The 17,211-nt window shown below is 71.1% G+C and carries 18 protein-coding genes; 12 read left to right on the top strand and 6 right to left on the bottom strand.

Going from position 1 to position 17,211, the window contains the following annotated elements; translation table 11 throughout:
• Window positions 1–244 precede the first annotated feature (244 nt).
• Window positions 245–811, bottom strand: a complete 567-nt coding sequence (locus ABD327_RS24410) for a TetR-like C-terminal domain-containing protein (RefSeq protein WP_344453026.1) — start codon at window positions 809–811, stop codon at window positions 245–247.
• A gap of 346 nt (window positions 812–1,157) precedes the next feature.
• On the opposite strand from ABD327_RS24410, the gene ABD327_RS24405 reads away from it, so the two are divergent.
• On the top strand, window positions 1,158–2,192 hold the full coding sequence (locus tag ABD327_RS24405; RefSeq protein ID WP_344453025.1) for an SGNH/GDSL hydrolase family protein: 1,035 nt from the start codon (window positions 1,158–1,160) through the stop codon (window positions 2,190–2,192).
• A gap of 3 nt (window positions 2,193–2,195) precedes the next feature.
• Here ABD327_RS24405 and ABD327_RS24400 read toward each other — a convergent pair whose 3' ends face one another.
• From ABD327_RS24400 to ABD327_RS24390, 3 genes are all read right to left on the bottom strand, one after another.
• The gene (locus tag ABD327_RS24400) at window positions 2,196–3,332 is read right to left on the bottom strand and encodes an NAD(P)H-dependent flavin oxidoreductase (protein ID WP_344453024.1); all 1,137 of its coding nucleotides are present in this window, start codon (window positions 3,330–3,332) and stop codon (window positions 2,196–2,198) included.
• 115 nt (window positions 3,333–3,447) lie between these two features.
• Complete coding sequence (locus ABD327_RS24395; protein ID WP_344453023.1) at window positions 3,448–3,816, bottom strand: Zn-ribbon domain-containing OB-fold protein; 369 nt, start codon at window positions 3,814–3,816, stop codon at window positions 3,448–3,450.
• 4 nt (window positions 3,817–3,820) lie between these two features.
• Window positions 3,821–5,005, bottom strand: a complete 1,185-nt coding sequence (locus tag ABD327_RS24390; protein ID WP_344453021.1) for a thiolase family protein — start codon at window positions 5,003–5,005, stop codon at window positions 3,821–3,823.
• A gap of 262 nt (window positions 5,006–5,267) precedes the next feature.
• Here ABD327_RS24390 and ABD327_RS24385 point away from each other — a divergent pair, with 262 nt between their 5' ends.
• Entirely contained in the window at window positions 5,268–5,471 is a 204-nt protein-coding gene (locus tag ABD327_RS24385; protein ID WP_106398580.1) for a cold-shock protein, read from the top strand.
• Between the two features lie 79 nt (window positions 5,472–5,550).
• Here the strand turns inward: ABD327_RS24385 and ABD327_RS24380 are convergent, their stop codons facing one another.
• Both ABD327_RS24380 and pip read right to left on the bottom strand, forming a co-directional pair.
• Entirely contained in the window at window positions 5,551–6,711 is a 1,161-nt protein-coding gene (locus ABD327_RS24380) for an alkaline phosphatase PhoX (protein ID WP_344453020.1), read from the bottom strand.
• A gap of 113 nt (window positions 6,712–6,824) precedes the next feature.
• Window positions 6,825–7,787 (bottom strand): prolyl aminopeptidase, encoded by a 963-nt coding sequence (gene pip, locus ABD327_RS24375; RefSeq protein WP_344453539.1) that lies wholly within the window; start codon window positions 7,785–7,787, stop codon window positions 6,825–6,827.
• A 144-nt stretch (window positions 7,788–7,931) separates the two neighbouring features.
• On the opposite strand from pip, the gene ABD327_RS24370 reads away from it, so the two are divergent.
• The 10 genes from ABD327_RS24370 (at window position 7,932) to ABD327_RS24325 (ending at window position 17,202) form a co-directional block, all read left to right on the top strand.
• A complete protein-coding gene (locus ABD327_RS24370) occupies window positions 7,932–9,140 on the top strand; it encodes a coiled-coil domain-containing protein (protein WP_344453019.1) in 1,209 nt (402 codons plus the stop codon).
• 116 nt (window positions 9,141–9,256) lie between these two features.
• Window positions 9,257–10,906: a CTP synthase gene (gene pyrG / locus ABD327_RS24365; protein ID WP_344453017.1), complete on the top strand. Its 1,650-nt coding sequence runs from the start codon at window positions 9,257–9,259 to the stop codon at window positions 10,904–10,906.
• A gap of 32 nt (window positions 10,907–10,938) precedes the next feature.
• On the top strand, window positions 10,939–11,559 hold the full coding sequence (locus tag ABD327_RS24360) for an NUDIX domain-containing protein (protein WP_344453015.1): 621 nt from the start codon (window positions 10,939–10,941) through the stop codon (window positions 11,557–11,559).
• A 12-nt stretch (window positions 11,560–11,571) separates the two neighbouring features.
• Complete coding sequence (gene xerD / locus ABD327_RS24355; protein WP_344453013.1) at window positions 11,572–12,489, top strand: site-specific tyrosine recombinase XerD; 918 nt, start codon at window positions 11,572–11,574, stop codon at window positions 12,487–12,489.
• Window positions 12,490–12,586: 97 nt separating this feature from the next.
• Window positions 12,587–13,492, top strand: coding sequence for a ParA family protein (locus ABD327_RS24350; RefSeq protein ID WP_344453012.1), 906 nt, complete (start codon window positions 12,587–12,589; stop codon window positions 13,490–13,492).
• Window positions 13,493–13,518: 26 nt separating this feature from the next.
• Window positions 13,519–14,388 (top strand): segregation and condensation protein A, encoded by an 870-nt coding sequence (locus ABD327_RS24345; RefSeq protein ID WP_344453011.1) that lies wholly within the window; start codon window positions 13,519–13,521, stop codon window positions 14,386–14,388.
• A complete protein-coding gene (gene scpB / locus ABD327_RS24340; protein ID WP_344453010.1) occupies window positions 14,381–14,935 on the top strand; it encodes an SMC-Scp complex subunit ScpB in 555 nt (184 codons plus the stop codon). The genes ABD327_RS24345 and scpB overlap by 8 nt, the downstream gene beginning before the upstream one ends.
• Complete coding sequence (locus ABD327_RS24335) at window positions 14,932–15,684, top strand: pseudouridine synthase (protein WP_344453009.1); 753 nt, start codon at window positions 14,932–14,934, stop codon at window positions 15,682–15,684. Before scpB ends, ABD327_RS24335 begins: the two co-directional genes overlap by 4 nt.
• Before the next feature lie 20 nt (window positions 15,685–15,704).
• Entirely contained in the window at window positions 15,705–16,067 is a 363-nt protein-coding gene (gene aroH, locus ABD327_RS24330) for a chorismate mutase (protein ID WP_344453007.1), read from the top strand.
• A 28-nt stretch (window positions 16,068–16,095) separates the two neighbouring features.
• Window positions 16,096–17,202, top strand: a complete 1,107-nt coding sequence (locus ABD327_RS24325; RefSeq protein WP_344453006.1) for a prephenate dehydrogenase — start codon at window positions 16,096–16,098, stop codon at window positions 17,200–17,202.
• The last annotated feature ends 9 nt before the right edge of the window (window positions 17,203–17,211 follow it).

The following is a 17,211-nucleotide window of genomic DNA, read 5'->3' as shown; positions in this document are numbered from 1 at the left end:
CCGCCTCCGGACCGGAGGAAGGAACGGCCTCTGTCGGCCCCACGGATCAGACGGATCGAACACCCGAACGGACCAGTCGAATCCGTCACGTCCGGCGGCCCCGGAGTTCCGCGGGGCCCGAACGGGACGGACGCTCCGGCAGCACCAGTGGCCGGGCGGGTCGACCGCCCCGAACGGATCGGAGATCTCGGGAGCACCGGTGGCCGACCGGAACGGACCTCCCGGCGGGCGCGGATTCGGGCGGTCAGCGAAGGAGGAGGGGAAGGACGACGGTGTCGAGGAGGCGGTCGGTCAGGGCCGGGTCGGGGGCCGGGTCGCGGAGCATGGTGCGGTAGCTCAGCAGGGAGGGGACGAGGGAGAAGACGAGGCCGGGGTCGGCGTCGGGGCGCAGCTCCCCGCGCAGGACGGCGCGACCGAAGACGCGGCGGACGCACTCGACCCGGGGGTAGATGATCTGCAACCGGAAGGCCCGGTCCAGGTCGGGGTTGGTGGACAGCAGGGCCATCATCCGGACGAGGATCTCGCCGTGCTCGGCGTGCTCGCGGGCCAGGTGCTCGATGAGGACGCGGAGTTCGGCGCGCAGTCCCAGGTCGCCCGGGTCCTCGGGCGCGGGGAGCAGCGCGGCGAGGGACTCCACCAGCAGGTCGTCGAGGCCGGGCCAGCGGCGGCGCAGCGCCTCGCCGTCGACGTCGGCCAGCGCGGCGATCTCCTCGTGGTCGGGTCCGCGGTCGGAGACGTCGCGGAACACGCCGAGGGTGGCGGCATGGATGTCGTCGAGCCGCCGAGAGAGGTCGCTCTCCGTGAGGGTCACTGGACAGCCTTCATGAGGATCGTCGGTCTTCAGGGCAGATTCGGGCACGTACGTCCCTGTCACCGTTCGGTGGCCCTCAGTGTCGCAGGGGGCCGGAGCCGGTGTCAGGAAGTTACACCGAAATATCGAGGATTTATCTCTCAGGAAGAGAATTTTTCTCACTAGATCATCACTTGTGTCGAAAATCGGTTGTCGGGCGGACATCTCGCGGCGTGCCGTCCGGATACCGGATGGTCAGTATGCGAGGAGTCGTGGCGGCATCCCGCCCTTGCCGGACCCTCCTCCTTGAACCGGGACCCTCCTCTAAAGTCGTCAGAAGCCGGATGACAGTGCCTGCGGGGGTGGGATGAAGGTCTGGGCCCGAGGGAGAACGAGCGGCCTGCTCGCCCTGCTTCTGCTCGTGGTGGTGCTCGTCGGCCTGTCCGTGCCGCTCGTCTCCGAGCGGGTGCGCTGCCGGACGTTCGGCGTCGGCTGCGACCGCCCGTCCGGGACGCCCGTGGCGCCGGCCGCGGCTCTTCCCGGAAGGCTGCCGCTCACTCCGCTGGAGGTCGCCTCCCAGGGCGCGTATGTGGCGCTGGGCGACTCCTTCTCCTCCGGCGAGGGAGCCTACGCGCTCCCGGACGACCTGTCTCCGGAGAACCGCTGCCACCGGACGTCCCGCAGCTATGTCCACGCCGTCTCCAGAACGTTCGAGTTCGCCGGGGGCACCCGTTTCTTCGCCTGCTCGGGCGCCCGGACCGAGCACTTCTTCGAGTCCAAGGCGGGCGAGCCTCCCCAGGTGGAGCACGTCGACGCGGGCACCAGCCTGATCACCCTCAGCATCGGCGGCAACGACCTGGGCTTCACCAAGGTCCTGGCCGGCTGCATCCTCACCTTCCCCTGGTCGGGCGGATGCCGTGATCAGGAGGCCGCGCTGGAGGCCCGCAAGCCTGCCCTCCGGCAGGCGCTGGCCGGGATCGTCCGGAAGCTGCAGGAGCGGGCGCCCCGCGCCAGGATCATCGTGCTCGGCTACCCCAGGCTGTTCGGCGAGCGGGAGGGCGAGGCGCTCGACAACCTCGGCGTCGACGACCAGCGCTGGCTCAACGCCGAGGGCAGGGAGCTGAACGACCTCATCCACGAGGTCGTCAGGGCCGCGGACCAGGAGCTGGTCCGGCTCGGCGCTCCCGGCTCGGTGGAGTTCATCGACGTGCACAGCGCCTTCACCGGGCACGAGGTGGGCACCGGCGCCCCCTACGTGAACGGCCTGGACGTCGACCTCAAGGCGTTCAAGGCGGAGTTCCACAGCTACCACCCGAACGCCGCCGGTTACACGGCGCTGGCGGAGCTGGTGACCCGGCAGGTCCAGGCGGGACCGGGCCGCCAGCTCAACCAGTGGCGTTAGCGCTCAGTCGTCGGAGGGCGACAGCGCCGCGAGCCGCTCCAGGGAGTCGGCGAACTCCTCGACCATGTCGTAGACGACCTGCTTGGCGGGCTTGATGCTGTTCATCATGCCGACGCACTGGCCGACGAAGTAGTTGACGAGCTGCTGGGCGCCCTCGTTGCCGGCCTCGGCGTGCTTGGTCAGGTGCCGCATGGCCGCCTCGGCGACGATCATCTGTAGCGGCATGGGCAGCGCGCCGGGGGAGTCGGGGCCCTCCCACTCCTCGGTCCAGGCGGACACCAGCTGCCGGGCGTGCTTGCCGGTGCGCGAGCGCGAGCGGATGGTGTCGCGGGCGGTGGCCTCGAGCATCTTCTGCTTGACGGTCTGCGGGGTCTCGGCCTCCTCGGTGGTGAGCCACACCGAGCCGGTCCACACGCCGGACGCGCCCAGCGCCAGGGACGCGGCGATCTGCCGGCCGGAGGCGATGCCGCCGGCGGCCAGCACCGGGATCGGGGCGACCGCGTCGACGACCTGGGGCACCAGCACCATCGTGGAGATCTCTCCGGTGTGCCCGCCGGCCTCGCCGCCCTGGGCGACGATGAGGTCGACCCCGGCGGCGACCTGGCGCCGCGCGTGCTCGACGGTGCCGACCAGCGCGGCCACGGGCACCCCGGCGGCCTTGGCCTTCTCCACCATGATGGGGGGAGGCGTGCCGAGCGCGCTGGCGATGAGCTTGATCGGATGGGCCAGCGAGACGTCGATGAGCTCCGTGGCCCCGGCCCCGGTGACGCCCCGCGCCCCGCTCCTGGCCGCCCTGGCGGCGTTCTTCCCGGCGAGGTCCGGCACGGGGACGCCGTACTTCTCGAACAGCCGGGCGAGGAACTCCCAGTGCTCCTTGGGGATCGCCGCGATGGGGTCGCCGCCCTCCCGGGCGGAGGCGTCGATCTTGGCGGGCACCAGGACGTCCACCCCGTAGGGGCGGCCGCCGACCTCGCGGTCGATCCAGGCCAGCTCCTCCTCCAGCCGCTCAGGGGTGTAGGCCACGGCGCCGAGCACGCCGAACCCGCCGGCGTTGGTGACGGCCGCGACCACGTCACGGCAGTGGCTGAACGCGAACAACGGGAACTCGATCCCGAGCAGATCACAGACGTCGGTCTTCATACCCCAGACCATACCGAATCTGATTCGGTTTGGCGCGGAGAGCCCCCGCCGTCCGACGAGAACGCCCCCGCCGGTCCCCGAAGGGCGGGCGGGGGCGCGAAACGCGGAGCGGGGATCAGGCCGGGACGAACTCCAGGAGGGGCTCGCCCTCCTCCTGCGGCGTGAAGCGGGCCTTGAGCGCCAGCCCCTCGGCGGGAGCGTCCACGTCCGCCAGCGCCGTCTGCAGCCAGGGCCCCTCGGGGAGCTCCACCAGCCCGATGCGCGCGGCTTCGCCGCCGCCGCGGCTGTGCACCGCCGCCCAGCTCACCAGCTCGCCGGTGCCCTCGGCCGTCGCCCATTCCAGCTTCTGGGCGCCGCAGCCGGTGCAGCCCGTGGCGTCCGGCGCGTACCACCTGCCGCACTCGCCGCACCTGCGGATGACCAGCTCACCTCGCACGGCGCCGTCGAAGAACGCGTCGGAGCGCCCGTCTCGCTTGATGGTCATCGCGTCACCGTCCTGCTTTCGCGCCGGCGCCCGAGCCCGGCCGGGTCGGGCTGAGGATGAGGGTGCTGTGGTGGTCCAGGATGCCGCCGTTGCCGCTGACGAGGACCACCTCGTTGCGCTCGGCCTGGCGTTCGCCGCCCTGGCCCCGGGCCTGGATGATCGCCTCGGAGACCGGGGTCATGCCCCACATGTAGTAGCCCGACAGCTGCCCGCCGCCGGTGTTGGTCGGCAGCCGCCCGCCGGGGCCCAGCGCGCCGGACGCCGCCAGCTCCCCGCCCTCGCCCTTGGCGCAGAACCCGTAGTCCTCCAGGGTCACCAGGGTGGTGAAGGTGTAGCAGTCGTAGATCTGGCACTGGTCGATGTCCGAGACGGTCACCCCGGCCATCTTCATCGCGGTCGGGCCGGAGATCGCCGCGCCGGTGGTCAGCCCGAACCCGCTGCCGCTCTCCATGGCGTTGCCCGGGTGGCCCTGGCCCCAGCCGAGGACGTGCACGGCGGGCTGGGCGAGGTCGGCCGCGCGGTCGGCGCCCGTGACGAGCACCGCGATCGCGCCGTTGGAGACCAGGCAGCAGTCCAGGAGGTGCAGCGGCTCCACGACCCAGCGCGAGTTCTGGTGGTCTTCCAGCGTGATGGGGTCGCGCATCTGGGCCAGGGGGTTCATGGTGGCCCACTGGCGGGTGGACACCGCGACCGCGCCGAGCTGCTCGCTGGTCGTGCCGTAGCGCGCCATGTGCCGCTGGGCGGCCAGCGCGTAGTAGGCGTTGACGCTGCGGAACCCCTGCGAGGCCGTCATGCCCGAGTAGCCGTAGTACTCGCGGGCCGAACGGTCGTAGGCCGCTCCGGCCGACTGCTTGGGCTTCAGCGGCGCGTCGGCGAACACGCACGCGATCGCCGAGGCGGCCCCGCTCTCCACGAGCATCGCCGCGTGGGCGATCATCGCGCCCGCGGTGGCGCCGAAGGCGTGCATCAGGCTGAGCACGCGCAGGTCGCGCAGCCCCAGCACCGAGGCGAGCTCGATTCCGGGGGAGCCGCCCATGCCGTGGCTGACCAGCAGCCCGTCCAGGTCCGTCAGTTCCATCCCGGCGTCGGCCACGGCCAGCCGCACCGCGTCCGCGGCCAGCCGGCGCGGACTGCGCCCGTAAACCTTGCCCAGCTCGGTCATCCCGAGGCCGGCTATCGCCGCTACCACCCGATACCTCCTGATGTGCTTTGCGCACACCATACCGAACGACGTTCGGGAGAAATTGAAGCGCCCTTGAATGATCGGGTATGGACACCGGGAGTTCTCGATGTGCTACCTTGAGCAGTGGTCGTAGCTGTTCTTTCGCCTGATCGAGTGTTCGATTGCCCGCGGAGGTCACTTCCGTGGGCTTTCTTCATTTACGGGGGACTCTCGCGGCGGCCGCAGGTTCACGAAGTGTGGGCCTGGAGTTACAACCCAGGAGTGCAGTATGGCGCAGGGCACCGTCAAGTGGTTCAACGGTGAGAAGGGCTTCGGCTTCATCTCTCAGGATGAGGGCGGCCCGGACGTCTTCGTCCACTTCAGTGCCATCCAGGGAAGCGGTTACCGCAACCTGGAGGAGGCCCAGCGGGTGGAGTTCGACATCACCCAGGGTCCGAAGGGCCCGCAGGCGGAGAACGTCCGCGGGATCTGATCCACTCAAGCGTGCGCAGGACCCCCGCAGCCTTTGGCTGCGGGGGTCTTGTCGGTTTGCGGCCTTTTCGAGATAAGCCTCAGGTCCGGAAAGGCCCGGTCACGCAGTAGGTGATCCCTCCGCTGGAGGAGCCGGACGTCCCGCGCTGGGAGGAGAAGTACAGCCGGTTCCCCGCCGGGTTGAACGCGGGGCCGCACAGTTCCGAGGAGCTCTGCCCGGTCACCCGCAGGAAGGGCGAGATCTCGTCGCCGGCGGTGATGAGGTTGATCTCCATGTTCCCGCCGTCCTCGGCGACGTACAGGTCCCCGTAGGACGAGCCGGTGATGTTGTCCACCCCGGTCAGCGGCGCCGAGCCGCCGGTGACCAGGTTGTCGTCGTAGGCCAGTTCGAAGGTGCTGCTGCCCAGGTTGAACTGCCAGACGCGGTTGTCGCCCTTGGTGGTGATCCACACGGTGTCGTCGGCGTACCAGCAGCCCTCGCCGCCGTTGAAGGACTTGGACCCGGAGACCTGGCCGCGGGTGGCGGTCGGCGAGCCGTCCGGGTCGGGCACGTTCGCCCAGCTGAACGAACCAGAGGTGCCCGAGCCCGCGACCAGCACCTGCAGCGTCCCGGACGACAGGTTCCCCCAGGTGGTGGGGACGAAGCGGTAGAAGCGCCCGTTGGTCTCGTCCTCGGTGAGGTAGACGACCTTCCGGACCGGGTCGGCCGCGGCCGCCTCGTGCTTGAACCGGCCCATCGCCGGCCGGGCCACCGCGGTGCCGCCGAACGGGTAGGTCTCCCAGACCCGTCCGAGGCTGATCTCCTCGCAGGACAGCCAGGTGTTCCAGGGCGTCTTGCCGCCGGCGCAGTTGTTGCTGGTGCCGCCGAGGATGCGCGAGGCGGCGGTCGGCGTCCCGCCGGAGTCGAACCTGATCATGGAGGCGCCGCCCCCGGAGGAGCTGGACGCCTCGGAGTTGGACACGTAGATCCAGCCGCTCCCGTCGGCGAAGCAGGCTCCGCCGTCGGGGGCGCTGTGCCAGGTGTAGGAGGTTCCGGACACCACCTGGCCGGAACGGGCGACGACCCGGCTGGTGAAGCCGGCGGGGAGCTGGATGCCGTTGGCGTCGGCGGCCAGCAGGGATCCGTAGGGGCCGGTGGCGTTCTGCGCGGGGGCGGCGAGCGCGCCCCGCACCAGAGAGCCCGAGAAGGCGGTGATTCCGGCGGCGAGCACGCCGGAGCGCATGAAAGTACGGCGTTCCATCGGGGGGTCTCCCTCGGGAAGGTGATGGGACGCCTCAGTTGTCTCCCCGCCAGGAGTACGCCGGACCGCCGCCGGACCAACGGGTCATGACGGTCCGGTGTCGAGGGGGTCCGTCAGGTGCCGGCGAAGCCGTCCGTCGCGGTGATGAGCCGGTGCAGGATGCCCGGCTCGTCGAACGCGTGCCCCGCGTCGTCCACGATGTGGAACTCCGCCTCGGGCCAGGCCTTGTGCAGGTCCCACGCGGTCGCCATGGGCGTGCACAGGTCGTACCTGCCCTGGACGATCACCGCGGGGATGTGCCGGATCCGGTCGATGTTGTCCAGCAGCCAGTCCTCGGACTCGAAGAACCCGCCGTTCACGAAGTAGTGGTTCTCGATCCGCGCGAAGGGCAGCGCGAACTCCGGCTCGGCGAAGTGGCCGACGAGGTCGGGGTCCGGGCGGAGGGAGGCCGTGCCGCCCTCCCAGGTGGACCAGGCCCGCGCGGCGGGCAGGTGGACGGCCGGGTCCGGGTCGTTCAGGCGGGCGGAGAAGGCCTCGATGAGGTTCTCCCGCTCCTCCTCGGGGATCGGCTCCAGGTAGCGCTCCCACAGGTCGGGGAAGAGCAGGGAGGCGCCGTACTCGTAGAACCAGAACAGCTCGAACGGGCGGAGCAGGAAGATCCCGCGCAGCACCAGCTCGCTCACCCGCTCCGGGTGGGTCTGGGCGTAGGCCAGGGACAGGGTGCTGCCCCAGGACCCGCCGAAGACCTGCCAGCGCTCGATCCCCAGGTGCCCGCGCAGCAGCTCCATGTCCGCCACCAGGTGCCAGGTGGTGTTGTGCTCCAGGGAGACGGCGGGGTCCGCGGCGTGCGGCAGGCTGCGGCCGCAGTTGCGCTGGTCGAAGAGGACGATGCGGTAGCGGGCGGGGTCGAACTGGCGGCGGTGGTCGGGAACGCACCCTCCGCCCGGCCCGCCATGTACCATCACCACAGGCTTGCCCTGTGGATTGCCGCAGACTTCCCAATAAATCCGGTTACCGTCTCCGACCTCGAGCAGGCCTGAATCGTAGGGTTCGATCGGCGGATACAGACTGCGCAGCTCCATGTTCTGACATTCTGTCAGTACCTGGGAGCGCAGGGAGACGGTGTTCGCGTTGTGGCACGGGGGAGACATTCCCCCATGTCGGCAATAGAGTTTTCCCCTAAACGACGTCGTGATGAACCCCCTGATGGAGTCTTTACCGTGAGTGACCTCAACGGATCAGGCGGCCAGCGCACCGCACAGCCCGGTGGCTTGTCATGGTCGCCTTCCCCGGCGCAGGCGCCCCGAGAACTCCTGAACCCCGCCTCGCTGCCGGTCTCCACCGGCGGCCAGCAGCAGGGTCAGCAGGGGCAGCAGCAGGGAGAGGGCCACACCCTTCCCGGATGGGACCTCGTCGACAAGCTCAAGCAGATGGCCGAGCTGCTCGGCGAGGCGCTGTCGATGGGCGAGCGGCGCATCACCGATGTGCAGAGCGAGGCGGCCAACCAGCTCGCCTCCGCCCAGGCCGAGCGCGAGAAGGCCCAGCGGGACGCGGCCACCGCCTGGAGCGAGGTGCAGCGCACCCGCACCCGGGCCGAGCAGGCCGAGCGCCGGGTCGGCGAGACCGAGGCGGCGATGCGCCAGCTCGTCACCCAGCACGACAACGTGCAGGCCGCGCGCGACGAGGCGCTGCGCTCGCTGGAGGAGGCGGGCAACGCGCGCCGCGCCGCCGAGGAGCGCATCGGCGAGCTGACCCGCGCGGTGGAGACCGTCAGGACCGAGCTGGCCTCGGTGCGCGCGGCGCTCAACGACGCGGAGAACACCGCCCAGGCCCTCCAGGTGGCCGCGGGCACCGCCGCCAAGGAGGCGGAGGAGGCGCGCCGCCAGGCGGCGGAGGCCAACCGCCAGGCCGCCGAGTCCGGACGCCAGGCCGAGGAGTCCCGCCGCAGGACCGAAGTGGCCGAGGCGGAGCGGCAGAACGCCGTGGAGGCCGCCCAGCAGGCCATGGAGCAGGCCAAGGCCGCCGACGCGGCCAGGGAGTCGGCGACCCAGGACAAGGCCCGCGCCGAGTCCGAGGCGACGCTGGCGCGCTCGCGCACCGAGCAGCTCACCCGGGAGCGGGACGGGGCGATGGCCGCGGTCCGGCAGATCGCCACCGAGCGCGACGCCGCCCTGGAGAAGATCAAGGAGCGCGACGCCTGGGTCGACCAGCTCGCCGAGGCCGTCACCGAGCAGCGGGCCCAGCTCGGCGCGCTGTCCCAGGAGCGCGACGCCGCCCGCAACGCCGCGGATCAGGCGCGCAGCCTCATCGACGAGCTCACCCGCCAGCTGCGGGTGATCATGCCGTCCTCGCCCCTGCACAACCACGCCGCGCTGAGCGAGGTCGGGGCGACCATGACCGATTCCAGCCGGAACGGTTACCCGGGCTGAACCGAATGAATACCCGGTGATCGGATGATGACGAACGGATACTGAGCTGCTGTTATTCTGGTACCCCGTGGACAGGGCGGCTCCCGCCGCCGCACGACGACCACGGGAGACCGCTCTTGCGCCTCGCAGATTCCAGTAAAACGCGCGCCACCAAACACCTCTTCGTCACCGGGGGGGTCGCGTCCAGTCTGGGCAAGGGCCTCACCGCCTCAAGCCTCGGACGCCTGCTCACGCTGCGCGGGCTGCGGGTCACCATGCAGAAGCTGGACCCGTATCTCAACGTGGACCCGGGCACGATGAACCCGTTCCAGCACGGTGAGGTCTTCGTCACGGACGACGGAGCCGAGACCGACCTGGACATCGGCCACTACGAACGGTTCCTCGACACCGAGCTGCACGGCAGCGCCAACGTCACCACCGGCCAGGTGTACTCCAACGTGATCGCCAAGGAGCGGCGCGGGGAGTACCTGGGCGACACCGTGCAGGTCATCCCGCACATCACCAACGAGATCAAGGACCGGATCCGCGGCATGGCCGGCCCGGACATCGACGTGGTGATCACCGAGGTCGGCGGCACCGTCGGCGACATCGAGTCGCTGCCCTTCCTGGAGGCGGTCCGCCAGATCCGGCACGAGATCGGCCGCGACAACGTGTTCTACCTGCACGTGTCGCTGCTGCCCTACATCGGCCCGTCCGGGGAGCTGAAGACCAAGCCGACCCAGCACTCGGTCGCCGCGCTGCGCAACATCGGCATCCAGCCGGACGCGATCGTGCTGCGCAGCGACCGCCCGGTCTCGCACAGCATCAAGAACAAGATCAGCCTGATGTGCGACGTCGACCGCGAGGCCGTGGTCTCGGCCGTGGACGCCGCCTCCATCTACGACATCCCCAAGGTCCTGCACTCCGAGGGCCTGGACGCCTACGTGGTGCGCCGCCTGGACCTGCCGTTCCGGGACGTCGACTGGGGCGTGTGGGACGACCTGCTGCGCCGGGTCCACGAGCCCGCCCGCGAGGTCGAGATCGCGCTGGTCGGCAAGTACATCGACCTGCCCGACGCCTACCTGTCGGTCACCGAGGCGATGCGCCACGGCGGGTTCGCCAACGACGCCAAGGTCAAGATCCGCTGGGTGAAGTCCGACGACTGCGAGACCCCCGAGGGCGCCCGCGCCCAGCTGGAGGGCGTGGACGGCGTGCTGATCCCCGGCGGGTTCGGGGTGCGCGGCATCGAGGGCAAGGTCGGCGCGATCACCTACGCCCGCGAGAACCGGCTGCCGACCCTGGGCCTGTGCCTGGGCCTGCAGTGCATGGTCATCGAGGCGGCCCGCAACCTCGCCGGGATCGCCGGCGCCGACAGCACCGAGTTCGACGAGAAGGCCGAACATCCGGTGATCTCCACCATGGCCGACCAGCTCGACGTGATCTCCGGCGAGCGGGACCTGGGCGGCACCATGCGCCTGGGCCTGTACCCGGCGGACCTGGCCGAGGGCTCCCTGGTCCGCGAGCTGTACGGCGCCGCCCGGGTCTCCGAGCGCCACCGTCACCGCTTCGAGGTCAACAACGCCTACCGGGCGGACCTGGAGAAGTCCGGAGTGGTCTTCAGCGGCCTGTCCCCGGACGGAAGGCTGGTGGAGTACGTCGAGCTGTCGCGCGACGTGCACCCCTTCTTCGTCGCGACCCAGGCGCACCCCGAGTTCCGGTCCCGGCCCACCAACGCCCACCCGCTCTTCACGGGTCTGGTGGCGGCGGCCCTGGCGCACCAGAGGTGACGGACGCCCCCGGGATGCCCCAGGATGGGCGCATGGACGTCCAGGACATTGCGGAGAGCTGGCAGGTGACCGGCTCGGCCGAGCACTTCAAGGGACGGATCATCACCGTCCGCGAGGACGAGGTGCTCATGCCGGCCGGCGACGGGCTCGAGCCCGTCCGCCGCGAGTACGTGGAGCACCCGGGGGCCGTCGGCACGATCGCCCTCGACGGCAGGGGCCGGATCCTGATGCTGCGCCAGTACCGGCATCCGGTCGGCCACCTACTGTGGGAGCTGCCCGCCGGCCTGCGGGACGTGGCGGGGGAGCCCCTGTGGCGCACCGCCGAGCGGGAGCTGCTGGAGGAGGCCGGGTACCGGGCCTCCACCTGGCACACGCTGATCGACACCTTCCAGACCCCCGGCATGAGCGACGAGCGGGTCCGGGTGTTCCTCGCCCGCGACCTGGAGCGGGTGCCCGACGAGGAGATCGACTTCGTCCGGGTGCACGAGGAGGCCGACATGCCGGTGGTGTGGGTGCCGCTGGAGGATGCGGTCGCCAAGGTGCTGGCGGGGGAGATCCACAACGCCCTCGCCGTGTCGGCGATCCTGGCGCTGCACGCGGCGCGGACCCGGGGATTGGATGATCTACGCGACAAGGAGGCGGCCGAAGCCTAGGCTCGGCCCGACATGAGCACTCTCGAAGCCGCGGTCGGCGCCTACCTGGGGCATCTCGCGGTCGAGCGCGGCCTGGCCGTGAACACGCTCAGCTCCTACCGGCGCGACCTGCGCCGGTACCAGGAGCACCTGCGCGGCAGGGGGGTCGGAGACCTCGCCCTGATCGGCGAGAAGGACGTCCAGGGCTTCCTGGCCTCCCTGCGCGAGGGCGACGCCGACCGGGCCCCGCTGTCGGCCGGTTCGGCGGCCCGCGCGGTGGTGGCGGTCCGGGGCCTGCACCGGTTCGCGCTCCGGGAGGGGCTGGCCGACGCCGACCCCTCCCGCGAGGTGCGGCCGCCGTCGGCGCCCCGGCGGCTGCCCAAGGCGATCTCCCTGGGGGAGGTGGAGCGGCTGCTGGGCGCGGCGGGGGACGAGACGGCCCGCGGCCTGCGCGACCGGGCGCTGCTGGAGCTGCTGTACGGCTCGGGCGCGCGGATCTCCGAGGCGGTCGGCCTCGACCTGGACGACGTCGAGCTGGACGAGGGGACCGTCCGGGTCTCCGGCAAGGGGAGCAAGGTCAGGATCGTCCCGATCGGCGGGTACGCGGTGCGGGCGCTGGAGGCCTACCGCGTCCGGGCCCGTCCCCAGCTGGTCGGGGCGGGCCGCGGCACGCCCGCGCTGTTCCTCAACGCCCGGGGCGGACGGCTGTCCCGGCAGGGCGCCTGGATGGTGCTGGGAGCCGCCGCCGAGCGGGCGGGGCTGAAGGACGTGTCCCCGCACACTTTGCGCCATTCCTTCGCAACCCATCTTCTGGAGCGGGGCGCGGACGTTAGAGTGGTCCAGGAGCTCCTCGGGCACGCCTCGGTGACCACGACACAGGTCTACACGCTCGTGACGGTCCGGCTACTGCGTGAGGTCTACGCCACAGCGCACCCCCGCGCACGTGCTTGAACACCGGTGTTGACCGTGTGTCGTGTTGCCGTGGAGTCCCGACCCGCTTAGAGTCCCCGCATCGACGGTATCTCCTCGCCGTCGGGGAGGTTCGAACATGCCTGACACAGGCGCGGAAAGCGTGCTCTCGGCTGCGATCGCCACCGAGCCCGGAAGCGCGCTGGGTCCGACGAGACGACCCGTCCCCACTTTTCCCGACCCGGATCCCCTGCTCCAGCACGGTCCGGCCCGGATCGTCGCCATCTGCAACCAGAAGGGCGGCGTCGGAAAGACGACCACGACCATCAACCTGGGCGCGGCGCTGGCCGAGCACGGGCGCAGGGTGCTGCTGGTGGACTTCGACCCGCAGGGCGCCCTGTCGGTCGGCCTCGGCCAGGGCGACCCCCGGCAGCTGGACGTCACCGTCCACAACATGCTGCTGGAGAACGACACCGAGTGGGACGACATCCTGCTGGAGACCTCGGTCGAGAACATGCACCTGCTGCCCAGCAACATCGACCTCTCGGGGGCCGAGGTCCAGCTGGTGCACGAGGTCGGCCGCGAGTACATCCTCTCGGGCAAGCTCAAGCCGGCGGTCGAGCACTACGACTACATCCTCATCGACTGCCAGCCGTCCCTCGGCCTGCTGACGATCAACGCGCTGGCCGCGTGCCAGGGCGTCGTCGTGCCCCTGGAGTGCGAGTACTTCGCCATGCGCGGCGTCGCCCTGCTCATGGAGACCATCGAGAAGGTCCAGCAGCGGATCAACCCCACGCTGACCATCGACGGCTTCCTGGGCACCATGTACGACTCGCGGACCCTGCACACCCGCGAGGTGCTGCAGCGCATCGTGCAGGCCTTCGGCGACCAGGTCTTCCACACGGTGATCAACCGCACCGTGCGCTTCCCCGACGCCACCGTCATGGGCGAGCCCATCACCACGTTCGACCCGTCGTCCATGGGCGCCAACCACTACCGCGAGCTGGCCAAGGAAGTCATCCAGCGCTGGAAGGAACTCGGCTGATCCTGCCGATCCCCTAGGCTTTTGACGTGGAGGAAGCGCAGGTACAGGAAGAGGCGCCGCAGGGGTTCCAGGTGCATCTGGACGTCTTCTCGGGGCCGTTCGACCTGCTGCTCGGGCTGATCGCCAAGCACAAGCTGGACATCACCGAGGTCTCCCTGCACCGGGTGACGGACGAGTTCATCTCCTACATCCGCTCGCACGGGCCGGAGTGGGACCTGGACCAGGCCAGCCACTTCCTGCTGGTGGCGGCCACGCTGCTCGACCTCAAGGCGGCGCGGCTGCTGCCCTCCGGGGAGGTCGACGACGAGGAGGACCTCGCGCTGCTGGAGGCGCGGGACCTGCTGTTCGCGCGGCTGCTGCAGTACCGGGCCTACAAGGAGGTCAGCGCCTTCTTCTCCGGCCTGATGGCCGTCGAGGCCCGGCGGTACCCCCGGATGGTGCCGATGGAGCCGCGGTTCGCCAACCTGCTGCCCGAAGTGCTGCTGGGGCTGGGGCCCGAGGAGTTCGCCAGGCTGGCCGCGAAGGTCTTCCAGCCCAAGCCGCCCCCGCCCGGCGTCTCGGTCACTCATATGTACACGCCGCAGGCCAGTGTGGAGGAACAGGGCGCTATCCTCGTGGAGAGGCTGCGCAAGCTCAGGAAGGCCACCTTCCGCGCGCTGACCTCCGACTGCGAGGGCGTCCACGAGATCGTCGCCCGGTTCCTGGCGCTGCTGACCCTCTACCGCGAGCAGGCGGTGTCGTTCGAGCAGATCGAACCTCTGGGCGAGCTGCACGTCGGATGGACGGGCAGCGAGGAGGGCGACATCAGGCTCGCGGACGAGTTCGCCGGGGCCCCGCCCGCCGGCGGACCGGGCGGCGGGGACGGACGAGAAGACGGGGAGGACCGTGGTGAGTGAGGGGCAGCCGCCGCTCAAGGCCTCCCTGGAGGCGATCCTGCTCGTCGTGGACGAGCCGGTCTCCGAGATGACCCTGGCCCAGCTGCTGGAGGAGCCCGTCGCCCGGATCACCGCGGCCCTGGCCGAACTGGCCGGGGAGTACCGCGCGCAGGGCCGCGGCTTCGACCTGAGGAAGATCGCCGGAGGCTGGCGGTACTACACCAGCGAGGCCTGCGCGCCCGTGGTCGAGCGCTTCGTCACCGAGGGCCAGCAGGCCAGGATCACCCAGGCCGCGCTGGAGGCCCTCGCCGTCGTGGCCTACCGGCAGCCGGTCAGCCGCGCCCGGGTCTCGGCGATCCGCGGCGTCAACAGCGACGGGGTGATGCGCACCCTCACCCTGCGCGGCCTGATCGAGGAGGCGGGGCAGGACCCCGAATCCCAGGCGCTGCTCCACCGCACCACCGCCTACTTCCTGGAGCGCCTGGGCCTGAACTCCCTGGAGGAGCTGCCCGAGCTGGCGCCCTACCTGCCCGACGAGATCACCGACATCGAGGACATGCCCGTATGAGCACCACCACCGGTCAGCAGGACGAGCAGGGCGTACGCCTGCAGAAGGTCCTGGCCGACGCCGGAATCGGCTCCCGCCGCGCCTGCGAGCAGATCATCGCCGACGGGCGGGTGAAGGTCAACGGCAGGGTGGTCAGCTGGTTCGGCGAGCGGGTCGACCCGCGCCGGGACGAGATCCAGGTCGACGGCCGCAAGATCGAGACCTGGCACGAGCTGCGCTACTTCGCGCTGAACAAGCCGGTCGGGGTGGAGAGCACCATGGCCCCGGGCAAAGGCGTCCGCACGCTGATCGACTACGTCGAGGACCTCACCGAGCGGATCTACCACGTGGGCCGGCTCGACACCGACACCGAGGGCCTGCTCCTGCTGACCAACGACGGGGAGCTGGCCCACCGGCTGATGCACCCCTCCTTCGGCGTCACCAAGACCTACCTGGCCGACGTCCCCGGACCCATCCCGCGCGACCTGGGCCGCAGGCTGCGCGCGGGCGTCGACCTGGAGGACGGCATCGTCAAGGTCGACGACTTCAAACTGGTCGAGCAGACCGGCAGGCGCGCCCTGGTGGAGGTCACCCTGCACGAGGGCCGCAAGCACATCGTGCGCCGGCTGCTGGCCAAGGCCGGCTTCCCGGTCCGGAAGCTCGCCCGCACGAACTTCGGCCCGATCGCCCTCGGCCGGCTCAAGCCGGGCGGGGTGCGCGCGCTGACCGAGAAGGAAGTCGCGGCGCTGTACGAAGCCGTGGGCCTGTAAGACCAGAAGGAGAGAGACCAGTGGCCGTACGCGCCCTACGGGGAGCCATCCAGGTGGACGCCGACGATCGGGACCAGATCCTGGAGGCGACCGCCGAGCTCGTCTCCGAGCTGATGGCCCGGAACGGGCTGACCACCGACGACGTGATCAGTGTGATCTTCACCGCGACCCCGGATCTCACCGCGGAGTTCCCCGCCCTGGCCGCGCGCAAGCTCGGCTTCACCGACGTGCCGCTGATGTGCGCCAGTGAGCTGAGCGTGCCGCACGCGCTGCCGCGGGTGGTCCGGCTCATGGCCCACGTCGAGACCGACCGGCCGCGGTCGGAGATGCAGCACGTCTACCTGAGGGGCGCGACCGTGCTGCGCCTCGACATCGCCCAGTGACGGCCCGGCATCCCGGTAAGGTCCTCCCGTGACGGAAATCCCGTGCGTCGCCGTGGTCGGCGCCGGCCTCATCGGCACCTCCGTGGCGCTCGCCCTGCGCGAGCGGGGCACCGAGGTGCTGCTGAGCGATCGCGACCCCGCCACGCTGGCGCTGGCGATCGAACTCGGCGCGGGCATCGCGCTTCCCGACGAGCCGGGCGAACCGGTCGACGTGGCGGTCCTGGCGGTCCCCCCGGCCGCGGTGGGCCGCACCCTGCTGGAGGCGCAGAAGCGCGGTCTGGCCAGGTTCTACACCGACGTGGCCAGCGTGAAGGCCCGTCCCGTCCTGGACGCGATGGACCTCGGCTGCGACCTGCGCGGCTACGTGCCCGGCCACCCGCTGGCGGGGCGGGAGCGCTCCGGCCCCACCGCCGCCCGCGCGGACCTCTTCCTCGGCCGCCCCTGGGCGCTGTGCCCCACCGAGGCCTCCGGCGAGGAGGCGGTCGAGACGGTCGCCGCGCTGGTGCGGGCCTGCGGGGCCGAGGTGCACCGGGTCGACCCGGTCGAGCACGACCAGGCCGTCGCGCTGGTCTCCCACGGCCCCCACGTGGTGGCCGCGGCGGTCGCGGCCCGGCTGGAGAACGCCCCCCAGGTGGCGCTCGACCTGGCCGGGCAGGGCGTCCGCGACGTCACCCGGATCGCGGCCAGCGACCCGGGCCTGTGGGTGGACATCCTCACCGCGAACGCCGTGCCGGTCGCCGAGGTGCTCGACGCGGTCGCGGGTGACCTGGCGCTGGCCGCGGCGATGCTGCGGGCCTCCTCCACGGCCCGCTCCGACGTCGCCGAAGTGATCACGCAGAAGGTCGGGGACCTGCTGTCCCGGGGCAACACCGGCCGCGCCCGGATCCCGGGCAAGCACGGCGGCCGCCCCCCGCGGTACGCGCACGTGCAGGTGGTCATCCCCGACAGCCCCGGTGAACTCGCCCGGATCTTCGAGGCGGCGGGCCACGCCGGGGTCAACATCGAGGACGTCTCGATCGAGCACTCGCCGGGCCTCCCGGTGGGTGTGGCCGAGCTCTCGGTCCGGCCCGAGGCCGCCGAGACCCTCACCGCCGCGCTGCGCGACCGCGGCTGGTCCGTTCCGGTTCTTTCCTGAAATTCCCTG

Origin of the sequence: Actinocorallia aurantiaca, assembly GCF_039533685.1 — a bacterium.
In the GTDB taxonomy this organism is placed as follows: domain Bacteria; phylum Actinomycetota; class Actinomycetes; order Streptosporangiales; family Streptosporangiaceae; genus Actinocorallia; species Actinocorallia aurantiaca.
Note: the sequence above shows the minus strand (reverse complement) of the source record. Positions and strands in the feature narration are given on the sequence as shown.

What these genes read in the sequence shown, in the direction of transcription:
- ABD327_RS24405 (WP_344453025.1), top strand. Translation starts at nt 1,158, where the DNA reads ATGAAGGTCTGGGCCCGAGGGAGAACGAGCGGCCTGCTCGCCCTGCTT.
- ABD327_RS24400 (WP_344453024.1), bottom strand. Translation starts at nt 3,332, where the DNA reads ATGAAGACCGACGTCTGTGATCTGCTCGGGATCGAGTTCCCGTTGTTC.
- ABD327_RS24395 (WP_344453023.1), bottom strand. Translation starts at nt 3,816, where the DNA reads ATGACCATCAAGCGAGACGGGCGCTCCGACGCGTTCTTCGACGGCGCC.
- ABD327_RS24385 (WP_106398580.1), top strand. Translation starts at nt 5,268, where the DNA reads ATGGCGCAGGGCACCGTCAAGTGGTTCAACGGTGAGAAGGGCTTCGGC.
- ABD327_RS24380 (WP_344453020.1), bottom strand. Translation starts at nt 6,711, where the DNA reads ATGGAACGCCGTACTTTCATGCGCTCCGGCGTGCTCGCCGCCGGAATC.
- ABD327_RS24360 (WP_344453015.1), top strand. Translation starts at nt 10,939, where the DNA reads ATGGACGTCCAGGACATTGCGGAGAGCTGGCAGGTGACCGGCTCGGCC.
- xerD (WP_344453013.1), top strand. Translation starts at nt 11,572, where the DNA reads ATGAGCACTCTCGAAGCCGCGGTCGGCGCCTACCTGGGGCATCTCGCG.
- ABD327_RS24350 (WP_344453012.1), top strand. Translation starts at nt 12,587, where the DNA reads ATGCCTGACACAGGCGCGGAAAGCGTGCTCTCGGCTGCGATCGCCACC.
- ABD327_RS24335 (WP_344453009.1), top strand. Translation starts at nt 14,932, where the DNA reads ATGAGCACCACCACCGGTCAGCAGGACGAGCAGGGCGTACGCCTGCAG.